Annotated in this window: 16 protein-coding genes; 12 read left to right on the top strand and 4 right to left on the bottom strand. The window is 69.5% G+C overall.

Annotated elements, in window-relative coordinates:
• From QGN30_RS00740 to egtE, 10 genes are all read left to right on the top strand, one after another.
• Positions 1-1131: a DUF4185 domain-containing protein gene (locus QGN30_RS00740; protein ID WP_029383897.1), complete on the top strand. Its 1131-nt coding sequence runs from the start codon at positions 1-3 to the stop codon at positions 1129-1131.
• A gap of 63 nt (positions 1132-1194) precedes the next feature.
• Entirely contained in the window at positions 1195-3420 is a 2226-nt protein-coding gene (locus QGN30_RS00735; protein WP_082278455.1) for an acyltransferase family protein, read from the top strand.
• 127 nt (positions 3421-3547) lie between these two features.
• Positions 3548-3973, top strand: coding sequence for a hypothetical protein (locus QGN30_RS00730; RefSeq protein ID WP_008263265.1), 426 nt, complete (start codon positions 3548-3550; stop codon positions 3971-3973).
• 118 nt (positions 3974-4091) lie between these two features.
• Complete coding sequence (locus QGN30_RS00725; RefSeq protein ID WP_038534843.1) at positions 4092-4607, top strand: hypothetical protein; 516 nt, start codon at positions 4092-4094, stop codon at positions 4605-4607.
• Positions 4608-4689: 82 nt separating this feature from the next.
• Positions 4690-5352 carry a sensor domain-containing protein gene (locus QGN30_RS00720; RefSeq protein ID WP_009955083.1) on the top strand — a complete coding sequence of 221 codons (663 nt, stop codon included), beginning with the start codon at positions 4690-4692 and terminating at the stop codon, positions 5350-5352.
• Positions 5353-5531: 179 nt separating this feature from the next.
• The gene (gene egtA / locus QGN30_RS00715; RefSeq protein ID WP_008263269.1) at positions 5532-6833 is read left to right on the top strand and encodes an ergothioneine biosynthesis glutamate--cysteine ligase EgtA; all 1302 of its coding nucleotides are present in this window, start codon (positions 5532-5534) and stop codon (positions 6831-6833) included.
• Between the two features lie 2 nt (positions 6834-6835).
• Positions 6836-8140, top strand: a complete 1305-nt coding sequence (egtB, locus tag QGN30_RS00710) for an ergothioneine biosynthesis protein EgtB (RefSeq protein WP_134770530.1) — start codon at positions 6836-6838, stop codon at positions 8138-8140.
• Entirely contained in the window at positions 8140-8850 is a 711-nt protein-coding gene (egtC, locus tag QGN30_RS00705; RefSeq protein ID WP_038534846.1) for an ergothioneine biosynthesis protein EgtC, read from the top strand. The genes egtB and egtC overlap by 1 nt, the downstream gene beginning before the upstream one ends.
• Complete coding sequence (gene egtD / locus QGN30_RS00700) at positions 8850-9815, top strand: L-histidine N(alpha)-methyltransferase (protein ID WP_009955087.1); 966 nt, start codon at positions 8850-8852, stop codon at positions 9813-9815. The genes egtC and egtD overlap by 1 nt, the downstream gene beginning before the upstream one ends.
• A gap of 47 nt (positions 9816-9862) precedes the next feature.
• On the top strand, positions 9863-10969 hold the full coding sequence (gene egtE, locus QGN30_RS00695; protein WP_232517817.1) for an ergothioneine biosynthesis PLP-dependent enzyme EgtE: 1107 nt from the start codon (positions 9863-9865) through the stop codon (positions 10967-10969).
• Here egtE and QGN30_RS00690 read toward each other — a convergent pair.
• Complete coding sequence (locus tag QGN30_RS00690) at positions 10966-11646, bottom strand: class I SAM-dependent methyltransferase (RefSeq protein WP_248923344.1); 681 nt, start codon at positions 11644-11646, stop codon at positions 10966-10968. The genes egtE and QGN30_RS00690 overlap by 4 nt on opposite strands.
• A gap of 10 nt (positions 11647-11656) precedes the next feature.
• The gene (locus QGN30_RS00685; protein WP_038534851.1) at positions 11657-13129 is read right to left on the bottom strand and encodes a glutamate--cysteine ligase; all 1473 of its coding nucleotides are present in this window, start codon (positions 13127-13129) and stop codon (positions 11657-11659) included.
• Between the two features lie 135 nt (positions 13130-13264).
• Here QGN30_RS00685 and glpK point away from each other — a divergent pair, with 135 nt between their 5' ends.
• A complete protein-coding gene (glpK, locus tag QGN30_RS00680; protein WP_233042352.1) occupies positions 13265-14791 on the top strand; it encodes a glycerol kinase GlpK in 1527 nt (508 codons plus the stop codon).
• Between the two features lie 32 nt (positions 14792-14823).
• Here glpK and QGN30_RS00675 read toward each other — a convergent pair whose 3' ends face one another.
• Positions 14824-15543: a PadR family transcriptional regulator gene (locus QGN30_RS00675; protein WP_008263283.1), complete on the bottom strand. Its 720-nt coding sequence runs from the start codon at positions 15541-15543 to the stop codon at positions 14824-14826.
• A 198-nt stretch (positions 15544-15741) separates the two neighbouring features.
• Between QGN30_RS00675 and QGN30_RS00670 the strand changes: the two genes are divergently transcribed.
• Positions 15742-16131, top strand: a complete 390-nt coding sequence (locus QGN30_RS00670; RefSeq protein WP_008263284.1) for a hypothetical protein — start codon at positions 15742-15744, stop codon at positions 16129-16131.
• 10 nt (positions 16132-16141) lie between these two features.
• On the opposite strand, the gene QGN30_RS00665 is transcribed toward QGN30_RS00670, so the two are convergent.
• Positions 16142-17014 (bottom strand): RDD family protein, encoded by an 873-nt coding sequence (locus tag QGN30_RS00665; RefSeq protein ID WP_248923345.1) that lies wholly within the window; start codon positions 17012-17014, stop codon positions 16142-16144.
• Positions 17015-17098: the final 84 nt, after the last annotated feature.

Below are 17098 nucleotides of genomic sequence, written 5' to 3'. Positions count from 1 at the left end.
GTGAGTTCCGCGACGCGGTTCTCGCTACTTGTGGCATCTTTGCTTGCGCCGCAATGGTTTTGGGCCGCGCATGCCGATCCGCCGGCGCCCGCCCCGGAACCGATCCTGCAGCCGCTGGCGCCCGGTCAGGTGCTGCGGATCGGTCCGACCGCCGGAACCGGAACTCCCACAGGCGATTACGGCATCGGCGCGACCGACCTGTGTGAATTCGTCGAATTCCCCACCGAACTGCTGCAGGTCTGCGGCGACAGCTTCGCCGGCCAGGGCGTCGGGTTCGGCGGCTGGTATGCGCCCGTCGCGCTGCACGTCGACACCGCGTCGGTCGACGACCCGGCCGGGGTGCGCTACACCGGCGTCACCGGGATAGCCCACCCGCTGCTGGCCGACCCCGCTCCGCCGGATTCCTCGCAACTGCCCGCCGGGGTGGTGCAGATCAACCGGCGCAACTACCTGATGGTGACGACGACGAAGGACCTGGAGCCGCAGAGCTCCCGGCTGGTGACCGCCGAACCGGCGCGCGCGGGCTGGCAGACGATCCCGGGTTCGAAGCGGCCCGCCTCGTATCAAGGCGGCTCGCAGACGCAGATCAGCGGGTATTACGACCCGATCCCGACCCCGGAATCGCCGAGCGGGTGGGTGTACATCGTGGCCGACAGCTTCACCCGTCGGGACCCCGTGGTCCTGTATCGCGCCACACCGCAAACGTTCACCGACCGGTCCCGCTGGCAGGGCTGGGCGGCCGGCGCGAGCGGGGGGTGGGGCAAGCCGCCGACACCGCTGTGGCCGGACGCGGTGGGCGAGATGTGCATCAGGCAGATCGACGGCAAGGCCGTGTTGTCCTACTTCAATGCCGTCACGGGCAACATGGAGGTCCGGGTGGCCGACGACCCGACGGCGCTGGGTGACGCGCCGGTCACCACGGTGGTGCAGCACGACGAGTGGCCGGAGCCCGCGGAAAGCCTGCCGCCGCCGTACGACAACCGGCTCGCGCAACCGTACGGCGGCTACATCTCGCCCGGTTCCACCCTGGACGAGCTGCGAATCTTCGTGAGCCAGTGGGACACCCGCGCGCGAGTGGCCGCGCCGTACCGGGTCATCCAGTTCGCGGTCAATCCGTTCAAGCCCGAGTAGGCGATAACACGGCAGCGGTCGGCTTGTTGGGGGCACAATACGCAGACGACGAGAAGGGCGGGCATGACCTCTAGAGACGACACCGATGATCAAGCTCCACCGCTGACCGCAGACGCACCATCTCCCCCCACCGAATCAGAAACCGTTCCCGGCACTGCCGCTGCTGGTCCGCGCAAGCGGGCGGGATTCCGTCCCGACATCGAGGGCTTGCGTGCGGTCGCGGTGTTGGCCGTCGTCCTCTTTCACGGCAATGTGCCCGGGTTGGGCGGTGGGTTCGTCGGTGTGGACGTGTTTTTCGTCATCTCGGGCTTCCTGATCACCGGCCTGCTCTGGCGAGAGGTGAGTTCCGCCGGAACGGTCCGGTTAGGCGGGTTCTACGGGGCGCGGGCCCGACGATTGCTGCCGGCGTCGGCCACGGTTGGTGTCGTAACCGCGGTCGGTTCGGCCCTGTTATTACCTCCGTTGGAGGCGAAATCCGTTATCGGCGACGGCATCGCGAGCGCACTTTACGTCGGCAACTACCGATTCGCTCAACAAGGCGTTGATTATTTTCAAATTGGCAACAGACCGCCGTCGCCGTTCCAGCACTACTGGTCTCTCGGCGTCGAGGAGCAGTTCTACCTGGTCTGGCCGGCCCTGATCATCGCTGCGACGTGGATCGTCCGGCGTGCCCGGCGCACCGGGTCCGGTTCGGCCACGTCCTCGATTACTCCGTACCTGGTTGCCCTCGGGTTGGTCGGCGCCGTGTCCTTCGTCTGGTCATTGGCGGCCACCACCGCGACGCCGTCTGTGGCGTTCTTTTCGCTGCAGACCCGGGCTTGGGAGTTGGCCGTAGGCGGCCTGGTGGCCCTCACTGCCACCCATTGGCGCCGGCTGCCGGCGTTCCTAGCGTCGACCGCGGGATGGATAGGCCTGGCGATGGTCCTGCTGGCCTGCAGCTTATTGAACGGGTCCACGCCCTACCCGGGTACCGCCGCGTTGCTCCCTGTGCTCGGCACGGCTCTGGTGATCGGCGCAGGCTGTGCCGCAGCCACCCGCGGATGCGGCCGCGTCTTGGCGTTGCGGCCGATGCGGGCGATCGGTCGGGTGTCGTACTCGTGGTACCTCTGGCACTGGCCGGTGCTGCTACTCGCGACTCCGCTGCTGGGCCACCCGCTGGGGCCGATAGATGGCCTGGCAGCGCTTGCCATCTCCTTCGGCCTGGCCGTGCTCACGCTGCGCCTCATCGAGAACCCGTTCCGATACGCCGCTCCGGTGCGCCGGTCGGCCGCCCGCAGCCTCGCGCTCGGCGGTGTCGCCACCGCGATTGCGGTCTGTGTGGGCGTGGCGCTGCAGCTGTTGGTGCCCACCCCGGTCGGCCATGGACCGGCGGCCCCATCGCTGAGGGTCAACGCGACGCCACCCCCTGGGGGCAGCAGCGTCGAGTTATACGACGCGGCGATTCAGCACACGTTTGCCCAGGTGCAGGCCGCTGTCGCGGCGTCCGCGGACCTGAAGGCCGTGCCGTCGAACCTCGATCCGCCCCTTGCCGACGCGGTATACGGGCAACCAACAGACGAATTGAAGGGCTGCGTACTGAATCTGTTGGAAGTGACCCAACCTGAGTGCGCGACGGGCGACACCGCTTCGCCGACAAGGGTGGCCCTGATCGGCGACTCGAATGCCGCGATGTGGAGTCCGGCGTTTCGGGAAGTCGCCGATCAGCGCCACTGGCGGCTTGAGGTCCTGAGTAAGGCTGCCTGTCCAATGCTGGATTTGCCCATCAACATCTTCTTTCAGCGGAAGTTCACCGAGTGTGAGCAGTGGCGCGGAAAAATCATCGCTCGGTTGCAAAGTGAGCACCCGCGATTGGTGGTGCTGGGCATATCGCGCCATGACATCGGCACAGGTTTCCCGCCATACGGCCCGGCATGGATCGACAGCCTGACCCGCTTGGTGCGGCAGCTACGTGGCATGGGAACGGACGTTTTGGTGCTCGGGCCGATCCCCGATCTGCGCAACATGGTGCCGGATTGCCTATCCGTCCACCTCGACAATGCGATGGCCTGTTCGTCTCGACGGCCGACGGCGGTTAACGAACGGGGTATGGCGGCAGAGAAGGCGGTCACCAATACCGGTGGCGGGCAATACGGCGATATCACCGAGCTGTTCTGCGCCGGGGACCGTTGCCCGGCGATCGTGGGCAACACGCTCGTCTACCACAACGAATTCCATGTGACGCCGCAGTACGCGCGCCTGCTTGCACCGGCGATGGGTGCGCTGGCAGATCGCGCGCTGGTGACCGGTTGACACGGCGCTATTTCGCTCGCTGAGCGGCGGCGATGGTTCACAGCTCCTACATAAGTAGCGCATAGCCGCCACTACTGTTAACGGCTTCATCATTTGTCTCATGAGTGAAACACCTGAAACCCCCACCGTGCGGACCTCCACCGCAACTGCACCGGCCGCCGCTGCAGCGGCCTATCGGGCCCCGCGGGTCTTCCAACTCGCCGCGTGGGTCGCCATCGTCGCCGGGATCGTGTTCATCGTCGCGGTCATCTTCTTCACCGGCTTCATCCTCGGCCACCGCGGCGGCCATCACGGCCATCACCACCACAAGCACCACCACCACGCGATGCTGCATCACCGCGGCCCCGGCGGGCCCGGTGGACCGGGCGGCGGCACCCAGGGCGGCCCGGGCGCACCCACGGGCCCGGGCGCGACCACCGCGCCCGCCAGTCCGTCGCCCGTGCGGCCCAGCGGCATGGCCCCGGGACAGCTCCCGGCGTCGATCTTCCACTCCGCGGCGGCCTCGCACGCAGCGCCGGGGCAGGCCCCCAGCGTCATTGTGCTGACCAACTAAAACCCCCAACCCACTCGTGGCCCGGCGCTCTCATCGAGCGTCGGGCCACGTCTCGATTCCAGGCAATTTGCCGCCGGGGCCTGTTCCGGACATCGCGTGCGGGGCAATATGGCATGGCATGAGCGAGACACCCGAACCGCAAGCCGAGCCGACCCCCGCCGCCGCGACCACTCCGCCCGCGCCGCCACCGCCGCCGCGGGTCAAGCCGCCGCGGCTCTACACGGCGGCAGCCTGGGTGGTGATCGTCGCGGGCATCGTGTTCATCCTCTCCTCGGTGTTCTTCGTCGGCGCCTTCATTTGGAAGCACCACTACCACTGCCACCATCACCACGGCATGTTCCACCCGGGCGGCCCCGGCCCGGGCAACGGGCCGTGGGGACCCGGCCCCGGGCCGGGCAATGGCCCCTGGGGACCCGGTCCCGGTGGTCCCGGATCGTGGTACGGCGGCCCCGGTGGTCCCGGGCCCGACAATGGGCCCTGGGGGCCCGGTCTCGGCGGCCCCGGTTTGATCGTTCCGATGCCCCCGGGCGGCCCGGGCGGGCCCGGCGGTCCCGTCTCCGGCCCCGGCATCAGCGGACCCGGTCAGCCGACGGCCGTCAGCCCGGCTCCCGGCTCGCCGGCGCCGCGCCCCTGACGCGGTCGCGAAACGCTTGGCGCACAAGGCCGGCGCTTGACGGGGGCTGACCGAACGTCGGGGCGTTTGGCATGATCGCCTCATGACCATGCGGGCCACGCAGGTGCACCGCGCCGTACTCACCGTCGGGTTCGCGGTGGCGGGCACCGTCGCGCCCGCAGTCGCCGCCGCGCACCCGTCGGAGCCGGGCGTGGTGAACTACGCCGTCCTGGGCAAGGGGTCGGTCGGCAACATCGTCGGCGGACCCATGGGCTGGGAGTCGGTGTTCACCCAGCCCGGACAGGGCCCCTGGGTGGACCTCCCGGAGTGCAACAACTGGGCGGACATCGGGCTGTCCGAGGTCTACGACGATCCCGATCTGGCGTCGTTCAACGGGGCCGTCACGCAGACGTCGGCGAATGATCAAACGCACCTGGTCAAGCAGGCGGTCGGGGTGTTCGCCACCCCGGACGCCGCGGCCCGGGCATTTCATCGGGTGGTGGATCGAACGGTCGGCTGTTCCGGTCAGACGACCGCGATACACCTGGACAACGGCAGCACGCAGGTGTGGTCCTTCGACGGCGGGCCGGCCGGGCCCGCCGACGAGAACTGGACCAAGCAGGAGGCGGGCACCGATCGGCGCTGCTTCGATCAAACCAGGCTGCGCGAAAACGTGTTGCTGCAGGCGAAAGTGTGTCAGCCCGGCAACGCCGGGCCCGCCGTGAACGTGCTAGCTGGGGCGATGCAGAACGCGCTGGGTCAGTAGCGCAGCGATCGGGTATCCGTCCTTGCCGTCTGGCCATCAGCGCGGGAGGGGAATATGTCGGGGGCGTCTGATAGATGAAGCACTAGACGAAGTAGTGCCGGATATCGTTCGATTAGCTGCGCAGGGAAGCGGTCCGCAGGTGCGTGTTCAGCCTTCGCCGGGCCCGAAGGGATCGTGATATGACGTTCGCCCCGATCACTGCGGCGGCTCCGCGGTCGACCGGCGCCGACCCCGCCCCGGAGCTGAAAATCGCCGAGCTCACCGACTCCACGGCCGTCGCGCAATACATCGCCGACGGCTGCCTGGTGGACGCCCCGCTGGGACGGGTGGGTCTGGAACTCGAGGCCCACTGCCACGACCCGGCCGCCCCGCACCGCAGACCCGGCTGGGACGAAATCGCCGCGGTGCTCGACGGGCTCCCCGCCCTGCCGGGCGGCAGCAGGATCACCGTGGAACCCGGTGGCGCGGTCGAACTCTCCGGGCCGCCGGCCGACGGCGTCCTGCCCGCGATCGAGGCCATGCGACGGGACCAGGCCGTGCTCCAGCCGGCGTTTGCCGAGGCCGGCCTGGGCCTGGTCTTCCTCGGCGCCGACCCGCTGCGACCCCCCCAGCGCATCAACCCCGGCGCCCGCTACCGCGCCATGGAAAGGTTCTTCGCCACCAGCCGCTCCGGGGAAGCGGGCGCGGCGATGATGACGTCCACCGCATCGATCCAGGTCAACGTCGACGCCGGGCCGCGCGAGGGCTGGGCGGCTCGGGTTCGGCTGGCGCATGCCTTGGGGCCCACCATGATTGCGATCACGGCCAACTCGCCGATGCTGGGCGGCGACTTCACCGGCTGGGTCTCCAGCCGGCAGCGGGTGTGGGGGCAGATGGATTCCGCGCGCTGCGGACCCATCCTGGGCGCCAGCGGCGATGACCCGGGCACCGACTGGGGGCGCTACGCGCTCAAGGCCCCGGTGATGCTGGTGCACACGCCGGGCGCCGAGGCGGTCACGCAGTGGGTGCCCTTTGCCGACTGGGTCGACGGCCGGGTATTGCTCGGTAATCGCCGCCCCAGCGTCGCCGATCTCGAATACCACCTGACGACCTTGTTCCCGCCGGTCCGCCCCCGGCAGTGGCTGGAAATCCGCTACCTGGACAGCGTCCCGGACGCGTTGTGGCCCGCGGTGGTGTTCACCCTGGTGGCGCTCCTCGACGACCCGACCGCGGCCGACGCCGCGGCCGAGGCCGTCGCACCGGTGGCCACCGCCTGGGACATCGCGGCCCGGCTCGGGCTGCGTGACCGGCGGCTCTACGCGGCCGCCAACGCGTGCGTGGCCATCGCGGCCGAAAGGGCGCCGGCCGAAGTCGGCGACGCGATGCAGCGGCTGGTCGACCTCGTCGAACAGGGCCGGTGTCCCGGCGACGATTTCGCCGACCGGGTGATCGAACACGGCGTCGCCGCCGAGGTGTCGCGGGCGGCGCGAGGGGGACTGTGACGGTGACGTCACGCCAGGCGCTTGCCGACCAGTTGACGCGGACGCGGACGCGGACGCTGCGGCTGGTCGACTTCGACGACGCCGAACTGTGCCGGCAGTACGACCCGCTGATGAGCCCGCTGGTGTGGGATCTGGCGCACATCGGCCAGCAGGAAGAGCTGTGGCTGCTGCGGGGCGGGGATCTTGCCCGGCCGTCGATGCTGTCGCCGGCCATCGAGGGTCTCTACGACGCCTTCGTGCACTCGCGCGCCAGTCGGGTCGACCTGCCGCTGTTGTCGCCGGACGAGGCGCGCGCGTACTGCCGGACGGTGCGGTCCGCCGTGTTCGACGCCCTGGACGCGCTGCCCGACGACCCCGCGGGCGACGAGGCGGCGTTCGCGTACGCGATGGTGGTCAGCCACGAAAACCAGCACGACGAAACCATGCTGCAGGCATTGAATCTGCGCAGCGGCCCGCCGCTACTGCGCGGCACGTCGATGCTGCCGCCCGCCCGCCCGGGCCTGGCCGGCACCTCGGTGCTGGTGCCCGGCGGCGAGTTTGTGCTCGGCGTGGACCCCGCCGCCGAGCCCTTCTCGCTGGACAACGAGCGTCCCGGCCACGTCGTCGACCTGCCCGCGTTCCGGATCGGCCGGGTTCCGGTCACCAACGGCGAATGGCGGCACTTCATCGACGACGGCGGCTACAACCAGCCGCGGTGGTGGTCGGAGCGGGGCTGGCGGCATCGCCAGGCCGCCGCCCTGACCGCACCGCAGTTCTGGAATCCCGACGCCGCCACCCGCACCCGGTTCGGCCACGTCGAAGACATCCCCGCCGACGAACCCGTCCAGCACGTCAGCTATTTCGAGGCCGAGGCGTACGCGGCCTGGGCCGGCGCGCGGCTGCCCACCGAGATGGAATGGGAGAAGGCCTGCGCATGGGACCCCTCCGCCGGCGCCCGGCGCCGCTACCCATGGGGCGCCCAGGAGCCGTGCGACGCGCTGGCCAACCTCGGCGGCACCGCGCTACGGCCCGCACCCGTCGGGGCCTACCCCGCCGGCGCTTCCGCGTACGGGGCCGAGCAGATGCTCGGCGATGTGTGGGAGTGGACGAGCAGCCCGCTGCGGCCCTGGCCCGGGTTCGTCCCGATGCTCTACGAGCGCTATTCACAGCCGTTCTTCGACGGCGATTACCGGGTGCTGCGCGGCGGATCGTGGGCCGTGGAGCCGGGCATCCTGCGCCCGAGTTTTCGCAACTGGGATCACCCGTACCGGCGCCAGATCTTCTCCGGCGTCCGGTTGGCCTGGGACGTGCCGAAGGAGATCGCCTGATGTGCCGGCACCTGGGGTGGCTCGGGGCCGACGTCACGGTCTCCTCGCTGGTGCTCGACCCGCCGTTCGGGCTGCGGGTGCAGGCCTACGCGCCGCGCCGCCAGAAGCATTGTCTGCTGAACGCGGACGGTTGGGGCGTCGGCTTTTTCGATGCTGCGTCGGATGGCGCCGCGCCCCGCCGCTGGCGCAGCCAGCTGCCGCTGTGGGGTGATGTGTCCTTCGAGTCCGTCGCGCCGGCGCTGCGCAGCCACTGCGTGGTGGCCGCCGTGCGCTCGGCGACCGTCGGCATGCCGATCGAAGTCAGCGCGACCGCGCCGTTCACCGACGGGCAATGGTTGTTGTCGCACAACGGAATCGTCGACCGGGCGGTGCTGCCGGCGACGTCGCAGGCCGAATCGGTCTGCGACAGCGCGATGCTGGCGGCCGTCATCTTCGAGCGCGGCCTCGACGCGCTGGGCGACACCATCGCCGAGATCGCGGTGGCCGACCCGCGCGCCCGGCTGAACATATTGGCCGCCAACGGCTCTCGCATGCTGGCGACGGCGTGGGGGGACACGCTGTCCATCCTGCGCCGCCCGGACGGTGTGGTCCTGGCCAGCGAACCCTACGACAACGACTCCGACTGGGAGGACGTGCCGGACCGCCACCTGGTCGAAGTCACCGCCGGCGGAGTCACGATGACCCCGCTGGATCATCCGAAAGGGTCTTGATGACGCTGTCGCTGTCGAACCACCTCGCCGCCGATTCGGCCTACCACGCGTTGCGCCGTGACGTGTTCGAAGGCCTGCAGAAGACGCCGAAGTCGTTGCCGCCCAAGTGGTTCTACGACGCCGTGGGCAGTGACCTGTTCGACCAGATCACCCGGCTGCCCGAGTACTACCCGACCCGCGCCGAGGCCGAGATCCTGCGCGCGCGGGCGGCCGAAATCGCGTCGGCCAGCGAGGCCGACACCCTGGTGGAACTGGGCAGCGGCACATCGGAGAAGACGCGGCTGCTGCTCGACGCCCTGCGCGCGCGCGGTTCGCTGCGCCGGTTCGTCCCCTTCGACGTCGACGCCAGCATCCTGTCGACGGCCGCCGCGGCCATTGCGCAGGAATACTCGGGAGTCGAAATCAAGGCCGTCTGCGGCGATTTCGAAGAACACCTGACCGAGATCCCGGCGGACGGGCGGCGGCTGTTCGTGTTCTTGGGGTCGACGATCGGCAACCTCACGCCCGGGCCGCGCGCGGACTTCCTCGCCGCGCTGTCCGCCCAGATGCGGCCCGGCGACAGCCTGCTGCTGGGCACCGACCTGGTCAAGGACCTCGAGCGGCTGGTGCGCGCCTACGACGATTCCGCCGGGGTGACGGCGGCGTTCAACCGCAATGTTCTTGCGGTGGTAAACCGGGAACTGGACGCCGATTTCGACGTCGACGCTTTCGCGCACGTCGCGCGGTGGAACCCGGCCGAGGAACGTATCGAGATGTGGTTGCGGGCCGATCGCGGCCAGCGGGTGCGTGTCGGTGCGCTCGAGCTGATCGTGGACTTCGAGGCCGGCGAGGAGATGCTGACCGAGGTGTCGTGCAAGTTCCGCCCGGAAAAGGTGAGTGCCGAACTGGCCGCCGTGGGACTGCGTCGCACGCAATGGTGGACCGACGGCGCGGGTGACTTCGGGTTGTCGTTGGCCGTGAAGTGACCGCCGGCGACTCGCTGGCCGACCGATGGCGGGCGGCACGCCCGCCCATGGCCGGCCTGCATCTGGACAACGCCGCCTGCTCACGGCAGAGCGTCGCGGTGATCGACGCCGCCGCGCAGCACGCCCGCAACGAGTCCGAAGTCGGCGGGTATGTCGCGGCCGAGGCGGCCGCCCCGGTGCTCGACGCCGGGCGTGTCGCGTTCGCCGCGCTGACCGGGATGACCGACGCCGAGGTGGTGTTCACCACCGGCTCGCTTCACGCCTTGGATCTGCTGTTGGGCGCCTGGCCGACCAAGCACCGAACGGTAGCGTGCCTGCCAGGCGAATACGGGCCCAACCTGGCCGTGATGGCCGCCCACGGGTTCGACCGCCGGCTGCTGCCGACCATGGATGACGGCCGCGTCGCGCTCGACGACGCGGCGCGGGCCCTCGACACCGACCGGCCGGACCTGGTGCACCTGACCGCGGTGGCCAGCCATAGCGGTGTGGTGCAACCGGTTTCGATGGTCGCCCAGCTCTGCCGGGAGCTCGGGCTGCCACTGGTGATCGACGCGGCGCAGGCGCTGGGGCAGGTGGATTGCGCGGCCGTGGCCGACGCGGCGTATTCCTCGTCGCGCAAGTGGATCGCCGGCCCGCGCGGTGTCGGGATACTGGCGGTGCGCCGGGAGCTGATGGAGAGCCTGCGCCCCAGGCTGGCGGCACCGCAGTGGGCGCGCGCATCGGGGTCGCCGACGGTGGCCCAGCAGCTCGAATTCGGCGAAGCCAATGTCGCTGCGCGGGTGGGGTTTTCGCTGGCGCTGGGGGAGCACCTGGCCTACGGGCCGACGGCCGTCTGCGCACGCCTGGCCGAGCTGGGCGGCCTGAGCCGCACGGTGCTGGCCGACGTCGCCGGGTGGGCCGTCGTCGAGGAGGTCGAAGAACCCAGCGCCATCACGACTTTGGCGCCGACCGACGGCGCCGACCCGCAGACGGTGCGGGACTGGTTGCTCGCCGAGCGACGGATCCTGACCACCTTCGTCGGCGTGCAGCGGGCACCGCTGGAGCTCCCGGGGCCGCTGCTGCGGATCTCGCCGCACCTGGACACCACTGCCGAGGACCTGGAGACCTTCGCCGAGGCGCTCATCGCCGCGACGGCGGCGACCGCAACCGGCTAGCCGGCCTTGTGCGCCGTCAGCAAGTAGGCCGGCATCTTGATCCGGCCTTGCTCGTCGCGATCGTGCGGCGGGAATTCGAAAGGCGCGTCGGCGATGTTGATCGCGTTCGACAGGATGAAGGAGGGGCGAATCTCGTCGATTTCCCAGTACGTGCTGACCGCGGCGCGCAGTTCGTCTTCGTCGACCTCGTTGGGCTTGGGTTCCATCTCGGCCGGGAAGGCGCCCTTGGCGAACACCAGCACGAAGTAGCTGGCGCCCGGTGCCGCGGCGCGGTGGACCGAGCGCAGGTAGCCGTCGCGGCCCTCCACGGGCAGCGAGTGAAACAGCGTGCTGTCGACGACGGTGGCGAACCGTCCGTCATACCCGCTCAGCGACGTGATGTCGGCCTGCACGAAGCTGGCCGTGGTCAACCCGCGCTCCCGGGCGGACTTGGTGGCCGCCGCGACGGCGGTCGGTGTGAGGTCGACGCCGACCACGGTGTAACCCTGGGCGGCCAGGCTCAGTGAGAGCTCGGCGACTCCGCAGCCGGCGTCCAGGACGTCGCTGCGGAACTTTCCGGCCGCGGCCAGCGCCGCCAGTTCGGGTTGCGGCTCACCGATATTCCACGGCGGCGGACCCTCGAAATGGGCCTGCTCGCGGTAGGCACTGTCCCAGTCCATCACTTGATCAGATGACATGGTCGTCAACCTACTCCCAGGTGTGCACCGGCTCGTTGGCATGCATGTACTCGCAGTAGCGGCGCAACATCTCGGCCAGCGCGGCGGCCCGGCCCATGCCCGCGTCCTGCAGGGCCCGTACGGTGGAAACCTGCCAGGTGGCGCCGTTGCGGCCCGCGCGGGCGCGGCCCTCGATGACCCCCAGGAACCGGTCGCGGACCTCGTGGTCGACGCCCCAGCGCCGCAACCCGTCGTCGGCCATCGGCAGCAACGTGTCGAGCACCAGGTCGCGTGCGCTCACCTCCCCGAGCCCGGGCCAGTGCAGCCGGGCGTCGATGCCGTGGCGCGCCGCAGCCAAAAAGTTGGCCTCCGCCACCGCGAAATCCATGCGGTCCCACAACGGGCTGTCCGCCTCGGACAAGCTGCGCAGCATCCCGTAGAAGAAGGACGAATTCGCCAGCATGTCAACGACTGTCGGTCCGGCCGGCAACACCCGATTCTCCAGTCGCAGATGCGGGCGCCCGTCGACCACGTCGTACACCGGGCGATTCCACCGGTACACGGTGCCGTTGTGCAGCCGCAACTCGGACAGCTGCGGGGTGCGCCCGGCGGCCAGCTCGGCGACCGGATCCTCCTCGGACACCTCGGGCAACAGGGACGGGAAGTACCGGATGTTCTCGCGGTACAGGTCGAGGACCGAGGTGATCCACTGTTCACCGAACCACACTCGCGGGCGCACGCCTTGGGTTTTCAGCTCTTCGGGTCGGGTGTCGGTGGATTGGGTGAACAGCTCGATGCGGGTTTCCGCCCAGAGTTGGTGGGAGAAGAAGAACGGCGAGTTGGCGCCCAGCGCCAGCTGCGGACCGGCGACAATCTGCGCGGCGTTCCAGTTGGCGGCGAACGTCTCCGGGGCCAATTGCAGGTGCAATTGCATGCTGGTGCAAGCGGATTCGGGCGCTATCGTCGCGGCGTGCCAGTTCAGCGGTTCGGGGCCGTCGATGTCGATGGGCAGGTCCTCGCCGCGGGCGGTGAAGATCGAGTCGTTGAGGGCGGCATACCGCGTCGACTCGCTCATCCAGTCGTGATCGAGGTGTTCGGGCATCAGCGTGGGCAGGATGCCGATCATGACGATGTGCGCACCGTCGGCGGCGCCGGCCTTGATCTCGGCCTCGTTCAGGCTGGCCCGCACCTCGGCCTCGAGATCCAGCCCCGTGTGTCCGGGCAGCGCGTGCGGCGGGACGTTGAATTCGATGTTGTAGGCGCCCAATTCGGTCTGGTACGCGGGATCGCCGATGGCGTCCAGGACGTGGCGATTGGACATGGCCGGCTGGTAGTCGGCGTCGACCAGGTTGCACTCGATCTCCATGCCGGTGAGCGGCTGGTCGGAATCGAAGCATGACTGGGCGAGCATCGTCTCGAACACGTTCAGACACGCCTGAACCTTGCGCCGGTATTCGCGGCGGTGTGCGCTGTCGTACGTGGTGCGCTTGACCTCTTCGCCCACACCGCAGATGCAACAGGGTTACCGCCCGTAACGCAAGCTCTCCGGCGGCGCGGTTGTGGCCTCGCCCGCCGGGCGGGTAGACCATGATGGACTTTTGCCGCAAAAGTGTCAGAGCTCACGGGTGGAGGAGAGCAGTTGGCCGAGTTCGCCGAATTCGTGGCCGCTATCGACCAGGGGACGACCAGCACGCGCTGCATGATCTTCGATCACGAGGGTGCCGAGGTGGCCCGCCACCAGCTCGAGCACGAACAGATCCTGCCCCAGGCGGGCTGGGTCGAGCACGACCCGGTGGAGATCTGGGAACGTACCTCCTCGGTGCTGACCTCCGTGCTCAACCGTGCCAACCTGGCGCCGAAAAACATTGCCGCGCTGGGTATCACGAACCAGCGCGAGACGACGCTGGTCTGGAACCGCAAGACCGGACGGCCCTATTACAACGCGATCGTCTGGCAGGACACCCGCACCGACCGGATCGCGTCGGCGCTGGAAGCCGACGGCCGGGGCGAGGTGATCCGCCGCAAGGCGGGACTTCCCCCGGCGACGTACTTCTCCGGCGCAAAGCTGCGATGGATCTTGGAGAATGTCGACGGGGTGCGCGACGCCGCCGAGCGTGGCGACGCGTTGTTCGGCACCCCGGACACCTGGGTGTTGTGGAACCTGACCGGGGGTCCGCGGGGCGGCGTGCACGTCACCGACGTGACCAACGCCAGCCGGACCATGCTGATGAACCTCGAGACCCTGGACTGGGACGACGAGTTGCTGTCATTCTTTGCGATCCCGCGCGCGATGCTGCCGCGGATCGGGCCGTCGTCGTCGCCGCAGCCCTACGGGGTGACGGCCGAGACCGGCCCGGCGGGCGGAGAGATTGCGATCACGGGCGTGCTGGGTGACCAGCACGCGGCGATGGTGGGGCAGGTGTGTCTGGCCGAGGGGGAGGCGAAAAACACCTATGGCACCGGCAATTTCCTGCTACTGAACACCGGCGAGACGATCGTGCGCTCCGACAACGGGCTGCTGACCACCGTCTGCTACCAGTTCGGGGACGCCAAACCCGTTTACGCACTTGAGGGTTCGATCGCGGTGACGGGCGCGGCCGTGCAATGGCTGCGCGATCAGCTGGGCATCATCAGCGGGGCCGCGCAAAGCGAGGCGCTGGCCCGCCAGGTCGACGACAACGGCGGCGTCTATTTCGTCCCGGCGTTTTCCGGGTTGTTCGCCCCCTACTGGCGATCCGATGCCCGGGGCGCGATCGTGGGGCTGTCCCGATTCAACACCAACGCGCATCTGGCCCGGGCCACCCTGGAGGCGATCTGCTACCAGAGCCGCGACGTGGTAGACGCGATGGCCGCGGATTCCGGTGTGCGCCTTGAGGTTTTGAAGGTCGACGGTGGTATCACCGGCAATGACCTGTGCATGCAGATCCAGGCCGACGTGCTGGGCGTGGACGTGGTGCGTCCGGTGGTCGCCGAGACGACGGCGCTGGGCGCCGCGTACGCGGCCGGCCTGGCCGTGGGGTTCTGGGCCGACCCGGCGGACCTGCGCGCCAACTGGCAGGAGGGCCGGCGTTGGTCGCCGACCTGGAACGACGAGCAGCGCGCCGACGGGTACGCGGGCTGGCGCAAGGCCGTGCAGCGGACCCTGGATTGGGTCTCCATCACCTGAGGTGACCTGATCCAGGGTCCGCTGGCTCGGAATCAGTCTTCGCCGAGGATGCCGTAGATCTCGCGCCGCGCGTTGTTGAGAATGTCGACGATGCGCTGCTGCTGCTCGGCGGAAGCGGTGTGGGCGGACTGCCCGACCGCGCCGAACAACTGGCCGACCGCCGCCCTCAGGCTCATGTGACCGGGGTCCGCACCTTCGGTGATCTCGTCCCACGGCGGGGTCTCGATCTTCTCGGCCGCCCCGCGGCCCTGCTCGGTCAGCTCGAAAAGCTTCTTGCTGCCCGCGGATTCGCTCGCGGTGATCAGGCCTTCGTCGTCGAGCAGCTGCAGGGTCGGATACACCGAGCCAGGGCTCGGCTTCCACAGCCCGTTGCTGCGTTCGGCGATCTGCTGGATCATCTCGTAGCCGTGCATCGGCCGCTCGGCGAGCAGCGTCAGGATGGCCGCCCGCACGTCACCGCGCTTGCCGCGGCCCGGGCCGCCACGGCGCCAGGCGCCGCGCCGTCCGCCGGGACCGAAACCGAAACCGGGGCCGAAGCCCGGCCCGAATCCGGGACCGAACCCGAACGGGCCTTCGTAGCCACCCGGGTGGCCGCCGCCGGCGTGGTCGCGGAGATGTTCGCGGAAGTCCCGCCTGGCCTGGCGCCGCGCCTCGTGCAGGGCGCGCCGGTCGACCGGGCCGGAGCCGAACCCGAATCCGAAACCGGGCCGGCCGCCGAATGGTCCCTCGGGGGGAGTGAATGGGTTGCTCATTTGTGTCCTTACGTTGGTGGGTCGCGCACCCGACGTGCGTTTCGGAATATCACGATATATCGGGAACTAACGCGATGCAACTGGATATGTTGAAAGATATCGACTAGCGAAGCTGACCTGCGGAAATCCACGCCCATCCGCGCCGCCCAAACCCGCGGGCCGGTTTGCAGAGGGCAGACGGCGGGTAGGAACTGTGGGATGGACGCTGACAACGACGTGACGGTCGATCGCACGGCCGCCGGTGCGGCCCCATCCGGGGACCCCGGTGGTGCCCCGCGCCGGAACGTCTGGCCCTGGGTCAACTGGGGGTTGGCGCTGGCGACGGTGCCCGCCGCGGCGATCGTCATGCTGTTCGCGCTCGGTGGCGTGCTGAGCACCGCCGGTTGCAGCGACACCAGCTGCCCCAACCTGGGCCACGGCGGCATCGACTTCGGCGTCGCCTTCTACGGCGCGCCCGCGGTGGCCGTCGTCGTCATCGTCATCTCGGTTTTCACCGCCAAACACCGCGGCGGCATCGCGGTTCCGCTGCTCGGGTGGGCGCTGCTGATCGCCGACGTCGTCCTCATGGCGGCGAGCGTCGCCCGCTAGCCGCGCTGCGTCAGTGCGGCGGTGCGAAACCGTCCGGAGGCGCGCCGTAGCCCGGTCCCGGGGCGGGTCGGCCCGGCTCCGGCCACGGCATCGGGTACCGCGGCGGCGCGCCCGGTGGCATGGGCGGCCAGCCCGGCGCCTGGGCGGTCGGGCGCAGCCGGGCCAGTTCGCGACGGTGCCGCTCCGCGAGGACCGCGGCCAGCACCAGTTCCGGCGGGGCCCCGGGGGGCGGGGGCGGCGCAATGCGCGCCACGACATCACCGGCGATGCGGTACGCCATCTGAGTGCGCAGCTGGCGGTCGAGTTGCGGTGCGCGGGAAAGGAATTGGCGCGCCACTTCGGCTTGACCGACGGACAGTCCCGACAGCTGCAGCGACGCCGCCCACCAGGCCAGCGCCGGAGGCATCGTCGGCGGGGGCCCCAGCCGGGGTCCGCGTTCGTTGACCACCACCGTGCCGGCGAAGATATCGCCGATCCGTTTGGCTTTGGGTGACAGGATGCTGCAGATGATGGCGGGGCTGCCGAAGAGCATCCAGATTTCCACCAGCGAGGCCAGGGCGCGAAACAGCGCCTGGCGGAAGCGTTCTGGGCCGCCGTCGTCGGACACGACGCGCAGACCCAGGGCGATCTTGCCCACCGAGCGTCCCCGCGTCGCGGTCTCGAGGATCAACGGGTAGCCCACAATTACCAGAACCGTAAATATAAGCAGGATGGCGTTGCTCAGCGCGGTGTCGAATTCGGTCAGGGTGGCGGCCCACAGCATCAGCCCGAGCAGGTAGCCGATCACCATGACGGCGATATCGATCAGCGCGCTCAACGTCCGCACCGGCAGCTGGGCGATCTGCACGTCCAGCACCACGGCGTCCCCGGTCACCACCGACATAACTTCGAACGGTACAGGCCGGTCGGGTGGGGGCGACCGCACTTGGTCATGCCCGCGGCGCCGCGCCCGCGGGGTGATTAGGCT

Origin of the sequence: Mycobacterium sp. 3-98 (assembly GCF_035918355.1) — a bacterium.
GTDB lineage: Bacteria > Actinomycetota > Actinomycetes > Mycobacteriales > Mycobacteriaceae > Mycobacterium > Mycobacterium intracellulare.
The sequence above is the reverse complement of the archived record's forward strand: the minus strand, read 5'-3'. Positions and strand labels throughout refer to the sequence as shown.

Excerpts from the sequence above, each read along its gene's own strand:
- QGN30_RS00735 (WP_082278455.1), top strand. The coding sequence starts at position 1,195 with ATGACCTCTAGAGACGACACCGATGATCAAGCTCCACCGCTGACCGCA.
- QGN30_RS00725 (WP_038534843.1), top strand. The coding sequence starts at position 4,092 with ATGAGCGAGACACCCGAACCGCAAGCCGAGCCGACCCCCGCCGCCGCG.
- QGN30_RS00720 (WP_009955083.1), top strand. The coding sequence starts at position 4,690 with ATGACCATGCGGGCCACGCAGGTGCACCGCGCCGTACTCACCGTCGGG.
- egtA (WP_008263269.1), top strand. The coding sequence starts at position 5,532 with ATGACGTTCGCCCCGATCACTGCGGCGGCTCCGCGGTCGACCGGCGCC.
- egtC (WP_038534846.1), top strand. The coding sequence starts at position 8,140 with ATGTGCCGGCACCTGGGGTGGCTCGGGGCCGACGTCACGGTCTCCTCG.
- egtD (WP_009955087.1), top strand. The coding sequence starts at position 8,850 with ATGACGCTGTCGCTGTCGAACCACCTCGCCGCCGATTCGGCCTACCAC.
- egtE (WP_232517817.1), top strand. The coding sequence starts at position 9,863 with ATGGCCGGCCTGCATCTGGACAACGCCGCCTGCTCACGGCAGAGCGTC.
- QGN30_RS00690 (WP_248923344.1), bottom strand. The coding sequence starts at position 11,646 with ATGTCATCTGATCAAGTGATGGACTGGGACAGTGCCTACCGCGAGCAG.
- QGN30_RS00675 (WP_008263283.1), bottom strand. The coding sequence starts at position 15,543 with ATGAGCAACCCATTCACTCCCCCCGAGGGACCATTCGGCGGCCGGCCC.
- QGN30_RS00670 (WP_008263284.1), top strand. The coding sequence starts at position 15,742 with ATGGACGCTGACAACGACGTGACGGTCGATCGCACGGCCGCCGGTGCG.
- QGN30_RS00665 (WP_248923345.1), bottom strand. The coding sequence starts at position 17,014 with ATGTCGGTGGTGACCGGGGACGCCGTGGTGCTGGACGTGCAGATCGCC.